This window comes from Psychrobacter phenylpyruvicus DSM 7000 = NBRC 102152, assembly GCF_000685805.1.
GTDB lineage: Bacteria > Pseudomonadota > Gammaproteobacteria > Pseudomonadales > Moraxellaceae > Psychrobacter > Psychrobacter phenylpyruvicus.
In genome coordinates this window covers 1-18517 of sequence record NZ_JMKP01000043.1, presented here as the reverse complement: position 1 = coordinate 18517, position 18517 = coordinate 1, and the positions used below count along the sequence as shown (strand labels likewise).

Here is an 18517-nt window from a genome sequence, read left to right as displayed (position 1 = left end):
TGTCTAGAGTGTTTAGTAGTTCGATAACTGCTGGCTCACCGTACTTACCGTCGTTACCATTTAACGCTTCTAAAGCTGAACCTTTGATGATTGGAGTGTCATCACCTGGGAAGTCGTAGTCTGAAAGTAATTCACGTACTTCCATTTCTACTAGCTCTAGTAACTCTTCGTCATCTACCATGTCACATTTGTTCATGAATACGATGATGTATGGTACACCAACCTGACGTGATAATAGGATGTGCTCACGTGTTTGTGGCATTGGACCGTCAGTTGCTGATACTACTAGAATAGCACCGTCCATCTGAGCCGCACCAGTAATCATGTTTTTAACATAGTCAGCGTGACCTGGGCAGTCTACGTGTGCGTAGTGACGTGCTTCAGTGTCATACTCAATGTGTGACGTGTTAATTGTAATACCACGTGCTTTTTCTTCTGGTGCTGAGTCAATTGCAGCGTAATCTTTCGCTTCACCGCCAGAAGTTTTTGCCGCTACTGTTGCGATCGCAGCTGTTAGGGTAGTTTTACCGTGGTCAACGTGACCGATTGTACCAACGTTAACGTGTGGCTTGCTTCGTTCGAACTTGGCCTTTGCCATGAGTATGTCCTCTTATTATGGGTTTACTAAGTTTAATAATACGATAAAGTCTATCAAAATGTTATTTTCTATCGTTTAGTTAGTAAATTACAACACTAAAAGGCAACACTAAGTGCTGCCTATCGATAAATCAACTAGCTGTGTGGAGTAATTTGGTGCAAGGTCATTAACAAGCCCTTGTAAATAAATTTAAGTGTTATCTTAAATATTCACCTAACTTTTTGCGCTCGGCATAACTGATGCCAGGCTCAACTCTTTAATTTAATGTTCTATAAAGTAGTATATGGCCAACTCAAAGCACTATTATGGATAATTAGCCAATTAAAATAGTGGAGCTCATATCGAGAATTGAACTCGAGACCTCTCCCTTACCAAGGGAGTGCTCTACCGCTGAGCTATATGAGCATAATGTGCTTTTGTTTTAAATAAATAAGTTGGAGCGGGTGGCGGGAATCGAACCCGCGCCATCAGCTTGGAAGGCTGAGGTTCTACCATTAAACCACACCCGCAGTATCACAGCTTTAAATGGCTGCCACTTACATAGGGACTTGGCAGTGTGCTGATCAAGGTAGACTATACTGAACACTAATTGAAAATAGTACTAGAAAATGGTGGTGGGGGAAGGATTCGAACCTTCGAAGCTTTCGCGACAGATTTACAGTCTGTTGGGTTTGACCGCTCCCCAACCCCACCTAAGGTGTAAAACTAATATGATTTATAGTTTTACTAAATTGCTCTAAAGCAAAGTACTTTGAAGGACGAATGGTGCCGACTGCCGGAATCGAACTGGCGACCTACTGATTACAAGTCAGTTGCTCTACCAACTGAGCTAAGTCGGCTTGTTCCTTCGAAGTGGTGAGTATTCTAGCAAATATTTTTTAAAACACAACCCTTTTTTCAACTTTTTTTCATTTTTTTCATTTTTATTGCTTTTTAAGCCAACGTTCCGCTGTTATAAAGCCATAAAACTACCGCTAAACCCACTAAAATCAAGGCTAACCATAAAAACGTATAATTTTTGCCTGAACCAGAAGGTTTTGCTGCTGGTGTAGAGTTTGTTACATGAGCCACATTATGTTGTGGGTTTTCTTTTATAGTATTAAAAGAATCATTTGATTTTGCAGCAGGTTTGCTCTTTTCTAAGCTTTGCTCTTTTACAGGAGCTTGTGTTGATATTGGTGTCACTTTCTCAGCTTTTGGTTCAACTGCTTTTGGTTCAACTGCTTTTGGTTCAACTGCTTTTGGTTCAACTGCTTTTGGTTCAACTGCTTTTACTTCTGGCTTTATCGGCGTCTCTTCTCCTACTTCCTCATGCTGAGTGGTAGTAGCAGACATTTGGGCTGCAGCAGCTTGTTTTGCCTTATGTACTTCTGGATCTGCTTCTGCTGCCAACTCATTAAAATGCTCTTCTTTAGTATTTGTATGGCTTTGTTGGTTAGGGTCACCCATTGCAATAGGTCCCTCTAACTCTTCTTCCAGCTTTTGTTCTAACTCTCCCTCAGTTAAGCCTTCAATATCGGCTCTTTCAACAGCCTCAGCATTTTGCTTCGCTTGTTCTGCCTCAGCATTTTTTTCAGCGAAAGTTTTAGTTTCTGGTTTCGACTCTGCTGTTGGCGTTTCTACTTCAGTAGCAGGCTCGACACTCTCCTCTGCTTTTATTGTCTCAACCACCTGTGGTTTGTCATCAATGAAGGCTGGAGCTACCGTTGGCGTAGTTGCGACTTGATTAACTCGGAAGCTAAAAGCTGCAAAAGTTACCGTATCTTCTGCTGCTAACGCTGTGGGTTGATGAGGCTCAAGCTTGTGATCATTTACTAAAGTACCATTAGAGGAGCCTAGGTCTTGTACCATTAACTTATCGTCTACCACAGTTAGCTCAGCATGTTGGCGAGAAACTTGCTTACTGCCTAGTACCAGATCATTATCTTGTCCACGCCCTACGCTTAACTTATCATCAATAGTAAGTTCCAAGTCACCTAGCGCTTCAGTTGTTGCCGTAAGCTTCCATTGCTTAGAGTCAGAATTAGTCATATAAGAACCTCTTTTAAATGTTAATTATTGATAAGATTATAATACTGCTTATTTAGGCTTATTTTTTACTCAAGTCATTGTTTTAAACAAGGCAAGTTTAAATAGGGCTAGCAATCCGTCCAATCATGCTTTAGTTAACCTGCTTTGGCTGCCCTTTCATTATATAGTGGCCTCATTATTTTATAAGCTGATTTTACTTATAACCTGTTTTTAAAACACATACCAGTTATTTTAATTAGCCACTGAGTACTATTTCTTTGCCTTTGTTACTGACTTTGTATTGTGGGCTTTGGTAAATACTCAGGTTTTACAATCCCTTTAAGTTTAGCATAAGGCACAATTAACGTCGGCATGCCAAAAGCAAAAGGCGCTATCTCATAGGGCTGATAGGTTAAGGCTATCCCTTCATTATCAATTATGGCGTTATCCGTCATAGAAAATGGCCAATTTTTTTCAAAAGACTGCGGATCACTGTGCGTCTGCTTTACCCAGTCTTTATAAGCAGTATACGCCAATGTTTGGAATTTTGTTTGTTGGCCTGAAACTAATAAGTCTTCTAGCTTAAGCTCTTTTTTGGTAGCCACATTGAACATTTTATATTCTGAGTTGCCGAGACCGTGTGCTCCACCTAAATAAATGTAGGAGTTAATTTCAAACAACTCCACATCACCAATATGTCCAAGATAACTGGGAGCCACTTCGAATTGATAATTCAGAGTACTGTCTTCAGGGATTTCTTTTAGCTGCTGAGCGGCAAATCCATCTAGTAGCTTCCTTTTGTCTTGATCAGATAAGTTGCCCGATCGGTTGCCCGCCTCTGGCTGATACCCAGCTTGGGGGCCAGGTAGGAGCTGATTGATACGATTGTTCAGACTATTATTGATCCAGTCTTGGCTAGTTTTGGCATATTTAACCGAAATATCTGGGCAATTATAGTTCTTTCGGCTATAGCAGACCTTCGTTACAGAATCCGGCAAGCTGTAGTCAAAATAACTATCTTTATATATTAAATCAGCGGCCTGTGCTGGCACTGTGAAACCAACACTCAGGCCAAGAAATACTAACGCTGCAGAAGGTATGATTTTGAAAAAGGGCGACACGACAAACCTCGTTTTTTATTATTGAAATGTATTTTTTATTATTAAGATTTATAAAGCTACTGCTTATAATATCATTGCTTATGCTCCAATAAGTATATACCTTATCTCAATCTAACCCTTAATCAATGTGTTGAAACTGTGTTTAAGATTATTAAACTTCAATAGCGGCCACAAAAAAAGCGCTCAATCAGAGCGCCTTCTTATAGGTTATAAATTTTAATGTTACCCTAAGGGCCAGACTAAAGACTAAGTAAGCTTACTTAGCGTATTAATGCTCACGGGTATTGCTAAAAGTCACCTCTGGGTAACGCTCTTGCATCAGTTGTAGATTGACGCGGCTTGGGGCCAAATAAGTTAAATAGCCGCCACCATCAATAGATAATTGATCATGGGCTTTTTTCTTAAACTTAGCCAATACCGCCTCATCATCACAATGAATCCAGCGTACTGTGGCGATAGATACCGGCTCGAAGATACACTGAACTTTGTATTCTTCTTTTAATCTATGCGCCACCACCTCAAACTGTAGCACCCCTACCGCGCCTAAGATTAAGTCATTATTAATCTGTGGCATGAATACTTGGGTAGCACCTTCTTCACTTAGCTGTTGTAAGCCTTTTTGCAGGGCTTTTGATTTTAGGGGATCTTTTAACACCACTCGGCGGAATAATTCTGGAGCGAAGTGAGGAATACCCGTAAAGTTCAGTTCCTCACCTTCAGTGAAACTATCGCCAATACTGATAGTACCATGGTTATGCAGACCAATAATATCGCCTGGATACGCCTCTTCTAACGCCTCACGGTCGCCGGCTAAGAAAGTCAAAGCATCTGAGATACGCACCTCTTTGCCCAAGCTGACATGCTTCATCTTCATGCCTTTTTCGTATTTACCAGAACACACTCTTAAGAAAGCAATGCGGTCACGGTGACGCGGGTCCATGTTGGCCTGAATCTTGAATACAAAGCCACTAAAACTGGTTTCGTTAGCTTCAACTTGGCGCTCTTTGGCAGGATGACTCTTCGGCGCTGGCGAATATTCAATAAGGGTATCTAACACCATATTGACCCCAAAGTTACCTAGTGCAGTACCAAATAGTACTGGCGTCATCTCACCTTTTAAGAATAGATCAAGATCAAAATCTTCCAGCGCCATCTGTACCAGCTCTAGAGACTCCTCAAACGCTGCAAACGCTAGAGGCCCTAAACGTTCACGGATATCTGGATAGTCATAGCCCTCACGAGTTTCAATCTCAGTGATCTCACCGCCATGGCCTTTTTGGTATAAATAGGTCTTATCTTCAGTCAGATGATAAACCCCAACAAAATCATTACCCATACCAACCGGCCAAGTAATTGGCACGCATTTAATTTTTAATACGGTTTCAATCTCATCTAGCAGCTCTAAGGGATCCCGAATTTGACGGTCCAATTTGTTAACGAATGAAATGATAGGCGTGTCACGCATACGACACACTTCCATTAATTTAATGGTTCGTTCCTCGACCCCTTTGGCTCCATCGACCATCATCAGCGCACTGTCTACCGCAGTTAAAGTACGATAGGTATCTTCTGAGAAGTCGGCGTGACCTGGGGTATCTAGCAAGTTAACTACATGATCTTTATAAGGAAACTGCATGACTGAGGTTGTGATCGAAATACCACGCTCCTGCTCCATGCTCATCCAGTCTGAGGTGGCATGGCGGTCAGTTTTACGACCTTTCACCTCACCTGCTACCTGAATCGCTTGACCCCAGAGAAGCAACTTCTCAGTCATGGTAGTTTTACCAGCATCGGGGTGAGAAATAATGGCGAAGGTGCGGCGCTTAGCAACTTCTTTGTTTAGAGTTTTTTGATCTACGCTCATAATGTGCTTTTCAACTTAAATGTGAAGGGTGTTTCAGAATAAAATATTCAATTTAGAATTAGAGTAACAAACAAAATAAGAAATGATTGGGAAAATTAATGTGCGTATTGTAACGGATTTCTAGTATGGATGCAGAAGATGTTGGCTTAATAAAAGATGAGTAATATTGACTTACACACTCGGGGTAAAGCTTTACCAGTCCTAAACGAAAAATGGCCAGCATTTTGTTATGCTGAAACTAGGTGTTGTACAAACTCCTATTTAAAACTAGCTAAGCAAAACCAGTTAACAAACTAAGGTTTCTATAAGCAGTTACAATAAATTATAAAAAAGGATTAATATGAAAACTTTATATACTACTCAAGCCACAGTAAGCGGTGGTCGTACCGGCTCAGCCACATTAAATGACAGTGACTTAAAAATTGATATGAAGACCCCTGGTTCTGGCAAGGGAAACAACCCCGAGCAGCTTTTTGCTATGGGTTATGCCGCTTGTTTTGATAGTGCTTTGGGTGCGGTTAAACGAATGCAAAAGGTTAATTTTGACTCTACTACAGAGGCAGAAGTCACTCTTTTGCAAGGTGAAGGACACGAGTATCAACTAGCCGTTAAATTACACGTTATTGCTTCTAATACTGACGCCAGTGCTGATGACATTCAAAAAGCAGTGGAAGCGGCGCATGAAGTTTGCCCTTACTCTAAAGCCACTCGTGGCAATATTGATGTTGAAGTCAGCTCTGAAGTTAAGTAATCAGATCCAAGCACTAAACTTAGCCTCCAAGCTCAAACTTATCTTATAAGCAAACGAAGTAAGCAAGCTAAGTTTGACAGCTCTAAGACCCAAATTGCCTTCGCGCAGTTTGGGTTTTTTATTAAGCTAACTCTTTACAACCGCTATCTGGTCCATACTACTAATCCATAACTAATGACCCTAACGACAGTGAAAATTTTAGTTATAATGAGCCTAATTAGTGTTTAACAAACCAACTAACAGGCCCCTAAAATCTGCCTGAATAAAAAAACTTACTATTAAAAATTCTGTTTTTAAAAGATTACCTTTTTATTTTTATAACTTCGATTACAAGTGACATCCTATGACTGACCAAACTGCTAAAGATACCGCCAATTTAACTGAAGCTGCTGATACCACAACCGATACCTCTCATGCGGCATTAGACCCCAATGTGATGCCTGACTTTGAGCACATGCCGAATGTTGCCTCAATGGACACCAGTCATGTCGATAAAGAGAAGCCTCCTTTTATCTTAGTGGATGGCTCTTACTATCTATTTAGAACGTATCATGCGCTTCCCAAGACCATGATGAACACCCAGGGGCTGACCACCAACGCCATTCGTGGGACGTTGAATGCGTTATTGAAAGTCATGCGCCGTTATAACCCGACTCATATGGCGGTGTGCTTCGATACCAAGTCACCCACTTTTCGTCATACCATGTCAGAGGAATATAAAGCCAATCGTCCAAAAATGGATCCTGAATTGGCGGAACAAATCCCTTATATTCACCGCTTGGTCCGTGCTCTAGGCATCCCTTTATTACGCATTGAAGGGGCTGAAGCTGATGACATTATCGGTACCCTAACCTATCGCGCTGTTGAAGAAGGTCATCATGTGGTCATCTCCAGCGGTGATAAGGACATGATGCAGCTGATTAATGACAGTGTAATACTCGAAGATAGCTTCTCAGGCAAAGTGGTTGATGAGCAAGGGGTTGAAGAGAAATATGGCATCAAGCCCACCCAAATGATTGATTTACTAACTTTAATGGGTGACGCCTCTGACGGCATTAAAGGGGTGCCAAGTGTCGGTCAAAAAACTGCTGTCAAATGGCTTAATAAATACGACAACGTAGCCAATATTTTGGCCAATGCCAGTGAAATCAAAGGCAAGGTCGGTGAGAAGCTAATCGAATATGCTGACAACATTCCCCGCGACAGACAACTGGCCACCATCGTTACTAATTTAGAGATCGGTCAAGACTGGGATGATTTACGCATTGATACCGACCCTACAGCTCATATTGAGGAGCTGCGTGAGCTATATACAGAGCTTGAGTTCAAAAATGAGCTGGCCTCTTTAGCTCACCCCAATCACCCTGCTAATACGGCTGCAAACAGTGTGGCTGATAGTAAAGCAGAAGCAGAATCACAAGCTCAAGTAGCTAAAACTCTGCAAAACCAAAAACAGTCTGCCATCATCGATATCATTAAAGACAGTAAAGATCACGACCAAGCTTGGCATACTATCTTGGATGAGCCGGCTTTTGATAGCTTACTAAACAGACTGACGTCTGCTAGCCATTTTGCGGTAGATACTGAAACCACCAGCATCGATTGGCGAGAAGCAGATATCGTAGGCTTGTCTTTCTCCCTACAAGCTCATGAAGCCTATTACATTCCGCTAAACCACAGCTTAGAAGACGATGAGTTGGTTGCCAAACAACTAGACCAAGACAAAGTTCTAGCAAAATTAAAGCCCATTTTAGAAAATCCTGAAATCGGTAAAATTGGCCAAAACATTAAGTATGATGCCCATGTGTTACGTCGCTATGGTATTGATCTTAATATCACGCCAAGTAACTGGAAGATGGACACCATGCTTGCCAGCTATGTACTAAATGCGGCTGCTACCCGTCATGGTATGGACGATCTGGCCCGCCATTATCTACATACTCAAACCATTACTTATGAAGATGTGGCAGGCAAAGGAGCCAAGCAGGTCGCCTTTGATAAAGTGGCTGTGGATATTGCCAGTGACTATGCTTGTGAAGATGCCGATATTACCTATCAACTGTTTGAAGTATTCCAAGAGAAGCTGAAAGACGATGCGGTTAATCAGCGCCTGTTACATGAGCTGGAAATCCCTGTATCACAGATATTATGTGACATGGAAGCAACTGGCATTTTGATTAAAAGAGCCTTCTTAAACGAGTTATCTAAGCGCTTCGATGAAGAGATTGGCGAGCTTGAAAAACAAGCTTATTATGAGGCTGGAGAAGAGTTTAACCTTGGCTCACCAAAACAGTTGGGCGAAGTTTTATTTGATAAACTTGGCGTTGTGGGCGGTAAAAAGACTAAGTCAGGTCAATACTCCACCGGTGAAGCGGTGCTATCAAAAATTGATCACCCGTTAGCTGAGATTGCCCTTGAATATCGCGGCTTATCAAAGCTTAAGAGCACTTATACCGATGCGCTAGATGCTGTGGCCGATAAAGATACGGATCGGGTTCACACTAGCTACCATCAAGCCTTAACCAGTACTGGCCGCTTATCCTCAACAGATCCTAACTTACAAAATATTCCAATTCGCACTAAGACCGGCCGTCTTATCCGTCAAGCCTTTATCGCTCCTGAGGGCCGTGTCTTATTGGCTGCGGATTACTCTCAAATTGAGCTACGTTTGATGGCACACTTCTCTGGCGATGAGAACTTAACCAAAGCGTTTAATGAGGGGCTAGACATTCACAGTGCTACAGCGGCGGAAGTATTGGGTAAACCTGTAGCGGACGTTACCCCCACCGAGCGTCGTAACGCCAAAGCCATTAACTTTGGTTTGCTCTATGGTATGAGTGCCTTTGGTCTTGCTAAGCAACTTGAAATGACTCGTGGTGAAGCTCAAGACTATATTGATCAGTATTTCAAGCGTTATCCTGGGGTCAGAAAATATATGCATGATACCCGTAGTAGCGCGGTCGATAACGGTTATATCGAGACCATTCTAGGTCGTAAGCTTTATACACCTGATATAAACCATAGCAATCAAATGGTTCGCCGTGGTGCAGAACGAGCTGCCATTAACGCCCCACTTCAAGGCAGTGCTGCCGATATTATCAAACTGGCGATGATAGCGGTGGATAAGGTCTTGCCTGCTGACAATGCCAAAATGTTATTGCAAGTACACGATGAGTTGGTGTTTGAAGTGGATGCTGATAAAGTTGATGAGATAAGCGAGTTGATCAAAAACGCTATGCAAAATGTACTCAGCGATACTGCTAAAGAGATGGGCTGGGACGTTAATTTCGCGGTGCCGTTATTGGTTGAGACTGGTGTTGGTGATAACTGGGATGAGGCTCATTAAGGGTTTGGCTTAATTTTACGGGCGGGATTGGTTTTAGGTAACTGATCCCGCTTTCCGCTACATTCAGGGCTAAACCGCTCCCTTAATGTGCTGTAGTTCCCGTAGGCTGGTGCTTTAGCCCAGCTTCGTAATTTAAATACCATATGTTAACTGGACTGAATATCTAGCTAATTAAGCAAAGGATTTTAAAATGTGAACTATAAGTATATGAATATTATAGATTAGGGATATCTTATGACTGAACTTGAAAAAAAAATTATAACTTCTACTAAAGACGGTTCTTTCTTAGATGTCATATACGATGAATACATTCAAAGTCTCAGAAACAAATCCGATTTAAGTACAACGTTAATTAGACTCCATAATTCAGGTGCAATTAATTTAGTAAAAGAATTTAAAGCATTAAATAATGATGAGAATAAGCCTGAATTTTTTTTAACACGTTCTATTTTGAAAGATGTTTTACCGTTGATAGACGCTTCTGTTAAAGAACTAAGCGACTGTATTAAAGACTTAACCCTTAAAGCTGGTAAAGATATGGCATCTCATACTTTACTTGCGCCGTTCGTTGAATTCTTAACTAAGGATGTTATTAGAGTAGATGAATTACTTAAGCAAGAGTTATCTGAAATAGATGAGGATTTCGACTTTATCTCAGCTGCTCTTATTGCAGGTTTTAAAATTGATAATAAAACCTTTTTTGAAAAAGCGATTGAATTATTAAACCATGACAATACTATTATAATTCAAAGAGCAATTTACACACTAGGTAGGTTCGATTTTAAAAATGATAGTAGATTAGCTGAAACTGCTATTAAAGAAATAATGGACAACAACACAAACCTTACAGATGAGAAAGTTCTAGCTGTACAGATTCGAACACTTATCATTTTAGTAGCTTCATTCAATCAACATGAAAGTTACCTTAAAAAGTTTTTAGAAAATAAGAATAATGTTGACCATCCACTTTTCATACATAATATAGCTCAAGAATTGGACTACAATTCTAAAAATCTTTCAGAATCAACTCAACAACTGTTATTTAGTTTCTTTAAAAACCTAGACTCTAAGAAAACAGGGACAATTGAGCACATTGACTGGTATATATACAACAAAATATCAACTTCTGATCATACCAATCTCAGTCATCTGTTCGAATACTTAATAGATAATAACAATGATTCCTTCAATATAAGAATGCTACATCATTCTATTCAAGAGCTTCAAGACTCTAAACACAAAAAATTACTATCAGAGATTATTACAAGGTGGTTTTTAAGAAGACAGGTAAAGTATTGCGTTTCAGCATTTGATCTAGTTAATAATTCTACTGATCATCAAATTGAGCTAACTTTTGATATAAATCAAATAAAGCAGGAAGATTTGGTTTACCTTGTAAATAAATCAATTGGTTGGTTTGACTTAAACCCAAAAACCTCACTAAGCTTAATTTTATCTTTAATTCCAAGATGCACAGAAAATAAAATGCGAATAATAGAAGAGTATGTATTGAAGTTTGTTGCTCTAAATTTCCCTACTCAAACAAAAGAGTTCTTAGAGGAAAAACTTACTTCAAATGACTCAAATGTTGAAGCTTTTTGCGAAAACATCATAAATAAATTAGAAAATTATTTTGAGCAGATAAATACGCACCAGAATATTAAAGAGCTTAGACCTAGCAATAGACATAGAGTCTATTATAGAAACTACGAACAAAAGCTTTTCGAAGATGCAATGAGCAAATCAAATAAAAACTCCCTCGTTGACCTTCTCTTTCCTAAAAAGGTCGTGACTCTCTATGGCAATAAATTTATTCATAAACATGAAGATGTAAACGGCAATGTAATTAGACAGGTCACTCCTTTCAGCAAACTATCACATAGTATAGAGTACCCAAATTTAGCAAGTTTAACACCTCACACCCTCGACTATTATTTAAGAGTGCTTAAATTGGAGGGTTTAAATCAATGAAACTCATTCTTAAAGAGTATCTATCCTCATTAAAAGAAAGAGGCGAGCTTGATGCCATATTACCCGACTTACTAAGTCAAATGGGCTTAAATATTATTACTACTCCACGTCGCGGTGTTAAGGAATATGGAGTTGATATTGCCGCTGTTGGCTCAATTGATGGTGAAGAAGAAAAACTGTACTTACTATCAGTTAAAGCAGGAGATTTGACAAGAGAAACTTGGAATGGCTCTTCAAATCAAGTACTACGTCCATCTTTAGATGAAATTTTGGATGCTTATATTCCTTCACGAATCCCTTCAGAACATCAAGACAAACCGATTGAAATTTGCTTATGTTTTGGCGGTGAAGTTCATTCTAGTATTCGTCAGGAAGTAAGTGGATATATCAATCGCAACAGCTCAGATACTATTGATTTTTCGGAATGGAATGGAGATAAAATAGCCGATCTTATACTTAAAAATTTTTTTAATGGAGATTTGGCACCTGAATCCTATAGAAGCCTATTAAGAAAATCTATTGCAATGTTGGATGAACCCGATACTTCTATTCAATATTATAAACGTCTCGTTGATGAGCTTTGCAGTCAAGACATTAATAATAAAAAGGACGTTATTAATATACTGCGACAATTGAACATCTATACTTGGATGCTTTTTGCATGGTCAAGAGATACAAATAACCTAGAGTCAGCTTATATTTGTGCAGAGTACGTATTATTAAGAGCTTGGGATATTAGTAAAATATTTTTGAATATTAAAGGTAAGAATACTGATGTTATCAATGGACTTATTTATAGTTTAATAACTCTGCATCTTACAGTAACTGGACATTATATTGATAAGGTCGTTGTTCCAGCCTCTAGTATTTATTTAGGGTTGTCTAGACTAGTTGCTGCATCATGTGCCGTTGATGTGAATTTAAAATTATTTGACTTGTTAGGAAGAGTTTCTTTAATGGGGGTTTGGACTTATCATCAATATTGCCTAGTGTCTAGTACAGATAACAACGAAAAAGAAGTTGGTGTTCTTTCGAAGCAATATCATAAAATATGTGAACAGTTAATTTTAATGATTAAAAATAATGATATTCTTCTAACTCCTTATAAAGACGAACAAGCCATTGATATTATGCTTGCCGTATTTTGTTTATCTAGATGTGAACAGTACTTCCCACATATTGAATCATGGTTGCAAGAACTAGTGTATTTTACTAATTATAACTTCGCTACAAATCAAACTTACTTATCAAATATACAAGATTATGAAGAGCTAATTCGACACCCTTTAGAAAGTACAGAAGAATACAGGGAAAAAGTAACTAAAGGTTCAACATTACTGCCATTCATTTCCTTAGTAGCTAGCATATATGACTTTAAAGAAGTGTATTCCTCAGTTCAGAAATTGCATAATGACTTTTTGAACCATACAAATATACAGTTATATTTTTTCGATGATGAATCTGAAGAGTTTTTGTACAGTAATAAAGGTATTCATGGCGCTTCTTTGTCTGGAGTAGATATACAGCAATCGGCTGATAACTTATTTGATGATATTTCAGATGAATGTAAATTATCAAATGATTTTACAAGCTTATCAGCTATAAAACATGGGTTATATCCAATAGTTTTAATGGCTTGTAGACATTATAGACTACCTTTTCCTGTTCATATGATAGTACAGTCTAAAAATCATTGATAATAACTAGGTTCTTTTAATTCATTAACAAAACTAAAATTAATTTAAGATTGAGTAGCGTAGGGTGTGGTTAGCACTAGCGTTACCCACCAAATGTAATCAAAAAATCTAACCCACCCTACGTCAGTTAAGCATCCCTAATTAACTCAGGGATCTTGTCTAACAATCACATCAACGTCACCGCTGCCCCTGTCGGGTTTCTTGTACCCTGCTCCCAATTCCCAATTCCCAATTTTGGAGTGTGCCGTAGGGTGCGCCCCGCGCACCATTTAAAGAAAAGATATTAAAACTATTACTATGCTTCTAAAACGAACGTTAAACCTTTCCACTTCAATCAACTAAATTAATCTTTTATAAGCCAATTGGTGCGCGGGGCGCACCCTACAACCGTGATCTTGTAGGCTGGTGCTTTAGCCCAGCTTTATGATTTTAAACGTATATTCGCTGGGCAAAATGCCCAGCCTACGCTTGCTTATAACTATACATTGATATATGAATATATATTAGAATACTGCTAAATAGATAAGTACTGTAGATACAAGGGTGTGCCTGCAAGCTTGTGCTATAAATCTAACCCACCCTACGCCACTTAAGCATACATAATTAACTCTGGATTCTTGTATAACAATCGCATTAACGTCACCGTTGCTCCTGTAGGGTTTCTCGTCCCCTAATCCCAATTTTGTAAAGTACCGTAGGGTGCGCCCTGCGCACCATGTAAAGAAAGGTTTTCAAAACCATTACTATGCTTCTAAAACCTACCTTAAGCTTCTCTACTTCATTCAACTAAGTAAATCTTTTATAAGCCAATTGGTGCGCGGGGCGCACCCTACAATTGTGACCCTTTAAATTGGTGTTTTAAGCCCAGCGAAAGCCCTACAAGTACGCTATCCTGAATTGAGTTTAGTTGAGGCTAACGAGCTATGGGAACAGAGCCGTCGGTAGCTTTTATTGGCTGTTATTAACTAATCTTGGCTGTTATTAACTATCCTTCGATATTGTTACCTATTAAACCTACTGTTACGTATTAGCTATACTAAAAATCATTACTGGCTTAAAAAGTTGTCTATGATAAAAAGGTTACCCGAATTATTATAATTTAAGGCAGCTCATATGTTAAAAAAACTATTTAAATCAAAACCTAAATACATCAAATTCGATGAAAAATATACCACTCTAAGCGCTGAGGAAGAGTCTATTGTAGACATGATCACTGATGATATCCGCCAATTTGTAAAACAAAATAACAAGGGCAAATACTATGATCATCACACTCGTGCCGTTCATGCCAAAGGCTATTGTGCCTTAAAGGCGAAGTTTGAAGTATTAGACAATCTGCCAGCAGAATATGCACAAGGCGTATATACCACACCAGGCATCCATGATGCAGTGATTCGATTTTCTAATGCAGCTGCAGCCATTGCTCCAGATAGACGTTTGGGCATGGGCATTGGCTTGTCATTCAAAGTTTTTGATGTGCCCGGTCCCAAACTAACCCCTGATGAGCCTGATGCTCCTACTATGGACTTTGCTTTGGTCAATGCTCCGGTATTTTTTACCAATAAATTAGAAGACTATGCCTATTTATCTAAGCTCAACTTTGGTCTTAACAGTTACTTAGATGGCAGCAAGTTAAATAAAGCTAAATTTGTGTTCAACTGGCTAACCAAATACGGTAAAGAGCTGCCAGATTTTGACGGGTTAAAAACATTAAATGCTTTTCGTAAGCTGGCGACCGTCAAACCTCAAAACCCTTGGTTATACGATTACTTCTCGCAAGGTGCGGTTCGTCATGGTGATTACATGGGTAAGATAAGAGTGACGCCTACTAAGGAATCTATTAAAAAAATCAATGATCCTCACCTACATTTATTCAGTGAAGATGAGGCGGTTAGAAAAGCTCTATTAAAGGAAATCAGCGAGCATGACTATCAGTTTGAGGTTCAAATCCAATTGTGCCGTAATCTCAAAAAACAGCCGATTGAAGAATTAACGACAGAGTGGAAAGAATCTGAAGCCCCTTTTGTAACGGTGGCAAAATTAACCATACCCTGTCAGGATGTCCCTGAAGATGGCAACTTCGAAGCTATGGAGCATTTGTCATTTAGTACATTTAGAGCGCTAGAGGAAAACCGTCCAATAGGTCGTATCCAGCAATCTCGTTTGCGTGCTTATCAAGCTTCATCAGAGGTTCGCCATGAGCAAAACCAAGTAAAACGTAAAGAGCCGACTAGTTTAAGACAAGTATTTGACAAAACTTACTTTTAAAGTTATTTCCCGTAAGTGGTTTGTTTATATTTAAGAGATTTTATAAGAGTTTTAAATAGAATAAATATCTGGCTAGTATGCAATTATTTGGCTAAATTGTATTCTCTTTTTAATAAATATGGCGTAAGCTTCTTATCAAATATTTAAGCCTATTTAATAACTGTTGTGAATCTCTTTTTTATGAACAAGCCCACCAAAATTAGTCGCTCTTTACTCCCTCTAATTACCTGTCTGTGTCTTAGCTCAGCCGCCCTTGCTGAAGATAATCGTCAAAACACGGTTCCCACTGATAACGATGGCATCGAAACAGGCAGCGTCCAAACCAACGACATTGAAACGCAAACTACTTCTATGCAAACAGAGGATTCTTCATCTATCGATGCAGCCAGCTCTGAAGACGAGCCTGGTATGCTAACGACCATAAACCAAGATGCTGCTGAATGGGCCGATGGACAACGCGAAGAGGTTAAAGGCAAGCTCGGTGACTGGGCGCATACCATGGATGACTGGTTTGGCGAGCCTGATCCAAACAAACCTGCTTCTGCTAGCCTGAGAATTGTTTTAGACACTCGCTGGGCAGATGACCCAATAGAGGGCAGCCAAGTTTCCGTCAAACCAAGAGTTAGAGGCCGTTTAAAGCTGCCAGTATTGGAAAAGCGCTTAAGCTTAATTATTGGTGATGAAGATTTAGACGAAGAAAAGATCTTAACCAAAGGCTCGAGAGGCAGTAACCTAAATAACAATCAGGGCTATCAAGAAAAAACTTACGATCGAAAACAGACCCGTGATGATAACGCCTCTATCGCCCTACGCTGGTCAAAGATAGAAGAAGCGCTTGGCTTCGATGCTGATATTGGTATCCGCTCTGGTGATGATGTTTATCTTAAGCTTAGTGCCGATAGAGACTTGTATGAGCAAGACAAGTGGAAAATATCCACTCATAACTACTACCGCTATGGCAGTGACAGTGAGCATACTTTGAAGGGCGAGCTGAACTTCCAGTATGACTTGGACCATAACAGCTTCGTCAACAATAACATTAATATTCGCTATCGTCATGAAGGCGATAAAGAAGAAACGGACTGGAGTAATGAGCTACGCCAAATCCATTTCTTTGAAAAAGAAAAACAGCTCTCTTACGGTGTCTCTGCCTTCGGTAACTTTGATAGCAGCAAGCCTGCATTAAATAGTTATGGGCCTACCATTAGCTATCGTCAACCATTTTGGCGCGACTGGCTATACTTACAGACTGAACTGAACTACTTTAATGATAAGGAAGAAGACAAAGACCACTTCCTTTCTGCATTGCTACGTTTAGAAGCGCTGTTTTAGCCAATCCAAGCCTGTACGCACAATAGTGGTTGCCTGCTGCATGCGCGGACTGAGCGGCTTGTCATGCAAGTTAATCTTACTCATGTCACCGTTATAGTGAGCGACTACCCGCTTATTCATAATGGCAAACCATAGCGGCGGAATGTATGCCGGCACAATCATGCTGGCATAGCCACTGGGCAACTGCGGTGACTCATCAAAATGGCGTAACGCTTGATACACCCGGCTTGGGTGCGCATGGTGATCGGAATGACGCTGTAACTGATACAAAAATAAATTAGTTACAACGTTATTACTATTCCAACTGTGCGCAGCCTCTGTACGAACAAAATTACCTTTGCTGTCCTTTTGACGCAGCAGACCATAATGCTCAAGATAATTGACCGACTCTAATAAACTAAAGCCATACGCTGCTTGAATCACGATAAATGGAATCACTTTTTTGCCATACAGCTTTAAAAGCGTGGCGTAAAGTACGGCAGTTATAGCCCAACCCTGCAATAGTTCATTGTCTTTATGCCAAAAAGATTTGTTTTTTCGCTGCAAACGGCGCTTCTCAATGTTAATTGCAGAGCGTAATCCTCCAATGACAGTACGGGGTAAAAACTGCCAAAAGCTTTCATTGTATCTACTGCTGGCAGGATCTTGTGGCGTGGCTACCCAGCGATGATGACCAAAATTATGCTCAATAGCAAAATGCCCATATGCAGAGGGTGCGAGGCTAATGCGCGCTAGTGTTCGGTTTAGTTTGTCGGATTTATGCCCAAGTTCATGAGCAGTATTGATGGCTATGCCACTACCAATACCTGCAGTAATAGCCACCCCGAGCTTGTTATACCAAGGCAACTTACGGTAGGTAAACTGATGGGCAGCAATAAACAGCGCAATATAATTCAGTGGAATAAAGGCGTGTGCAATCTTTTGATAGTAGCGGTCTTTTTCAAGAACCTGATAAGCTTGCTCTGATAGGTTACTTTTATCTAGACCTATCAAGTAATCAGCTAAAGGAATGAAGCCATAGGTAAAAATACTTCCACTCCATGCAAGGGCAGTATTTTTGGCATCAAATCCCTGTTGATCTTTGACGGCCAAGTACATCGCCCAACCAATAACTGGAGCCATGGGACTCAGTAGCCATAACTTACGCTTTGGGTCTTGCCACTCAGATTTTTTATGGCCTTTTTTGATAAGATTATGCTGCAAGGCATTGAACCGCCCCGGGATTGTCGGAGACTCAATTTTCTGAGAGAATACGACAATGAAAACACGAAACTATACCCCTGAAATGAAAGAGCGAGCCGTCCGTATGCTAATTGAAGCTAAAGACGACTACCCATCCACCTGGTCAGCCATCAAAGCTATAGCACCAAAGATAGGTTGCACACCTGAGACCCTACGATCATGGCATAAAAAGCACGTAGATAAAACCATTCCTGCAAACATTCAAGCTCAAAGCCAAGCGGAGCGTATCAAAGAGCTTGAACGTGAGAACAGAGAGTTAAAGCAAGCCAATGAGATTATAAAGAAAGCAGCCGCTTTTTTCGCCCAGGCGGAGCTCG

The 18517-nt window shown here is 40.0% G+C and carries 11 protein-coding genes, 4 tRNA genes and 1 pseudogene; 7 read left to right on the top strand and 9 right to left on the bottom strand.

The genetic code is table 11. The annotated features are described in order from the left end of the window. From G561_RS0112130 to G561_RS0112095, 8 genes are all read right to left on the bottom strand, one after another. Positions 1-598, bottom strand: a 598-nt coding sequence (locus tag G561_RS0112130; RefSeq protein WP_028859544.1) for a GTP-binding protein, incomplete at its 3' end; no start/stop codon positions are given. Between the two features lie 330 nt (positions 599-928). After that, positions 929-1003, bottom strand: a tRNA-Thr gene (locus G561_RS0112125). A gap of 30 nt (positions 1004-1033) precedes the next feature. After that, positions 1034-1107 (bottom strand) — tRNA-Gly (locus tag G561_RS0112120). Positions 1108-1207: 100 nt separating this feature from the next. Beyond that, positions 1208-1291 (bottom strand) — tRNA-Tyr (locus G561_RS0112115). A gap of 70 nt (positions 1292-1361) precedes the next feature. Beyond that, positions 1362-1437: transfer RNA gene (locus tag G561_RS0112110), tRNA-Thr, on the bottom strand. Positions 1438-1531: 94 nt separating this feature from the next. Next, complete coding sequence (locus tag G561_RS15555; RefSeq protein ID WP_051584544.1) at positions 1532-2629, bottom strand: FHA domain-containing protein; 1098 nt, start codon at positions 2627-2629, stop codon at positions 1532-1534. A 266-nt stretch (positions 2630-2895) separates the two neighbouring features. Then, complete coding sequence (locus tag G561_RS14610; RefSeq protein ID WP_081794476.1) at positions 2896-3729, bottom strand: RsiV family protein; 834 nt, start codon at positions 3727-3729, stop codon at positions 2896-2898. Positions 3730-3997: 268 nt separating this feature from the next. Then, positions 3998-5593 (bottom strand): peptide chain release factor 3, encoded by a 1596-nt coding sequence (locus G561_RS0112095; RefSeq protein WP_028859796.1) that lies wholly within the window; start codon positions 5591-5593, stop codon positions 3998-4000. Between the two features lie 340 nt (positions 5594-5933). On the opposite strand from G561_RS0112095, the gene G561_RS0112090 reads away from it, so the two are divergent. The 6 genes from G561_RS0112090 (at position 5934) to G561_RS0112065 (ending at position 16958) form a co-directional block, all read left to right on the top strand. Then, positions 5934-6344: an organic hydroperoxide resistance protein gene (locus G561_RS0112090; protein WP_028859795.1), complete on the top strand. Its 411-nt coding sequence runs from the start codon at positions 5934-5936 to the stop codon at positions 6342-6344. 436 nt (positions 6345-6780) lie between these two features. Further along, on the top strand, positions 6781-9690 hold the full coding sequence (gene polA / locus G561_RS0112085) for a DNA polymerase I (RefSeq protein WP_051584545.1): 2910 nt from the start codon (positions 6781-6783) through the stop codon (positions 9688-9690). 234 nt (positions 9691-9924) lie between these two features. Next, positions 9925-11661 (top strand): hypothetical protein, encoded by a 1737-nt coding sequence (locus G561_RS0112080; protein ID WP_028859793.1) that lies wholly within the window; start codon positions 9925-9927, stop codon positions 11659-11661. Next, positions 11658-13358: a hypothetical protein gene (locus G561_RS0112075; protein ID WP_028859792.1), complete on the top strand. Its 1701-nt coding sequence runs from the start codon at positions 11658-11660 to the stop codon at positions 13356-13358. The genes G561_RS0112080 and G561_RS0112075 overlap by 4 nt, the downstream gene beginning before the upstream one ends. A 1113-nt stretch (positions 13359-14471) precedes the next feature. Beyond that, positions 14472-15626: a catalase family protein gene (locus G561_RS0112070; RefSeq protein ID WP_028859791.1), complete on the top strand. Its 1155-nt coding sequence runs from the start codon at positions 14472-14474 to the stop codon at positions 15624-15626. A gap of 180 nt (positions 15627-15806) precedes the next feature. Beyond that, positions 15807-16958, top strand: a complete 1152-nt coding sequence (locus G561_RS0112065; protein ID WP_028859790.1) for a hypothetical protein — start codon at positions 15807-15809, stop codon at positions 16956-16958. On the opposite strand, the gene G561_RS0112060 is transcribed toward G561_RS0112065, so the two are convergent. Beyond that, entirely contained in the window at positions 16941-18161 is a 1221-nt protein-coding gene (locus tag G561_RS0112060) for an alkane 1-monooxygenase (RefSeq protein ID WP_028859789.1), read from the bottom strand. The two genes, G561_RS0112065 and G561_RS0112060, sit on opposite strands and share 18 nt — an antisense overlap. A 55-nt stretch (positions 18162-18216) precedes the next feature. On the opposite strand from G561_RS0112060, the pseudogene G561_RS0112055 reads away from it, so the two are divergent. After that, a pseudogene (locus G561_RS0112055) lies at positions 18217-18517 on the top strand (transposase); the annotation flags it as partial.

Excerpts from the sequence above, each read along its gene's own strand:
- G561_RS0112065 (WP_028859790.1), top strand. The coding sequence starts at position 15,807 with ATGAACAAGCCCACCAAAATTAGTCGCTCTTTACTCCCTCTAATTACC.
- G561_RS0112070 (WP_028859791.1), top strand. The coding sequence starts at position 14,472 with ATGTTAAAAAAACTATTTAAATCAAAACCTAAATACATCAAATTCGAT.
- G561_RS15555 (WP_051584544.1), bottom strand. The coding sequence starts at position 2,629 with ATGACTAATTCTGACTCTAAGCAATGGAAGCTTACGGCAACAACTGAA.
- G561_RS0112095 (WP_028859796.1), bottom strand. The coding sequence starts at position 5,593 with ATGAGCGTAGATCAAAAAACTCTAAACAAAGAAGTTGCTAAGCGCCGC.
- polA (WP_051584545.1), top strand. The coding sequence starts at position 6,781 with ATGCCTGACTTTGAGCACATGCCGAATGTTGCCTCAATGGACACCAGT.
- G561_RS0112075 (WP_028859792.1), top strand. The coding sequence starts at position 11,658 with ATGAAACTCATTCTTAAAGAGTATCTATCCTCATTAAAAGAAAGAGGC.
- G561_RS0112080 (WP_028859793.1), top strand. The coding sequence starts at position 9,925 with ATGACTGAACTTGAAAAAAAAATTATAACTTCTACTAAAGACGGTTCT.
- G561_RS0112090 (WP_028859795.1), top strand. The coding sequence starts at position 5,934 with ATGAAAACTTTATATACTACTCAAGCCACAGTAAGCGGTGGTCGTACC.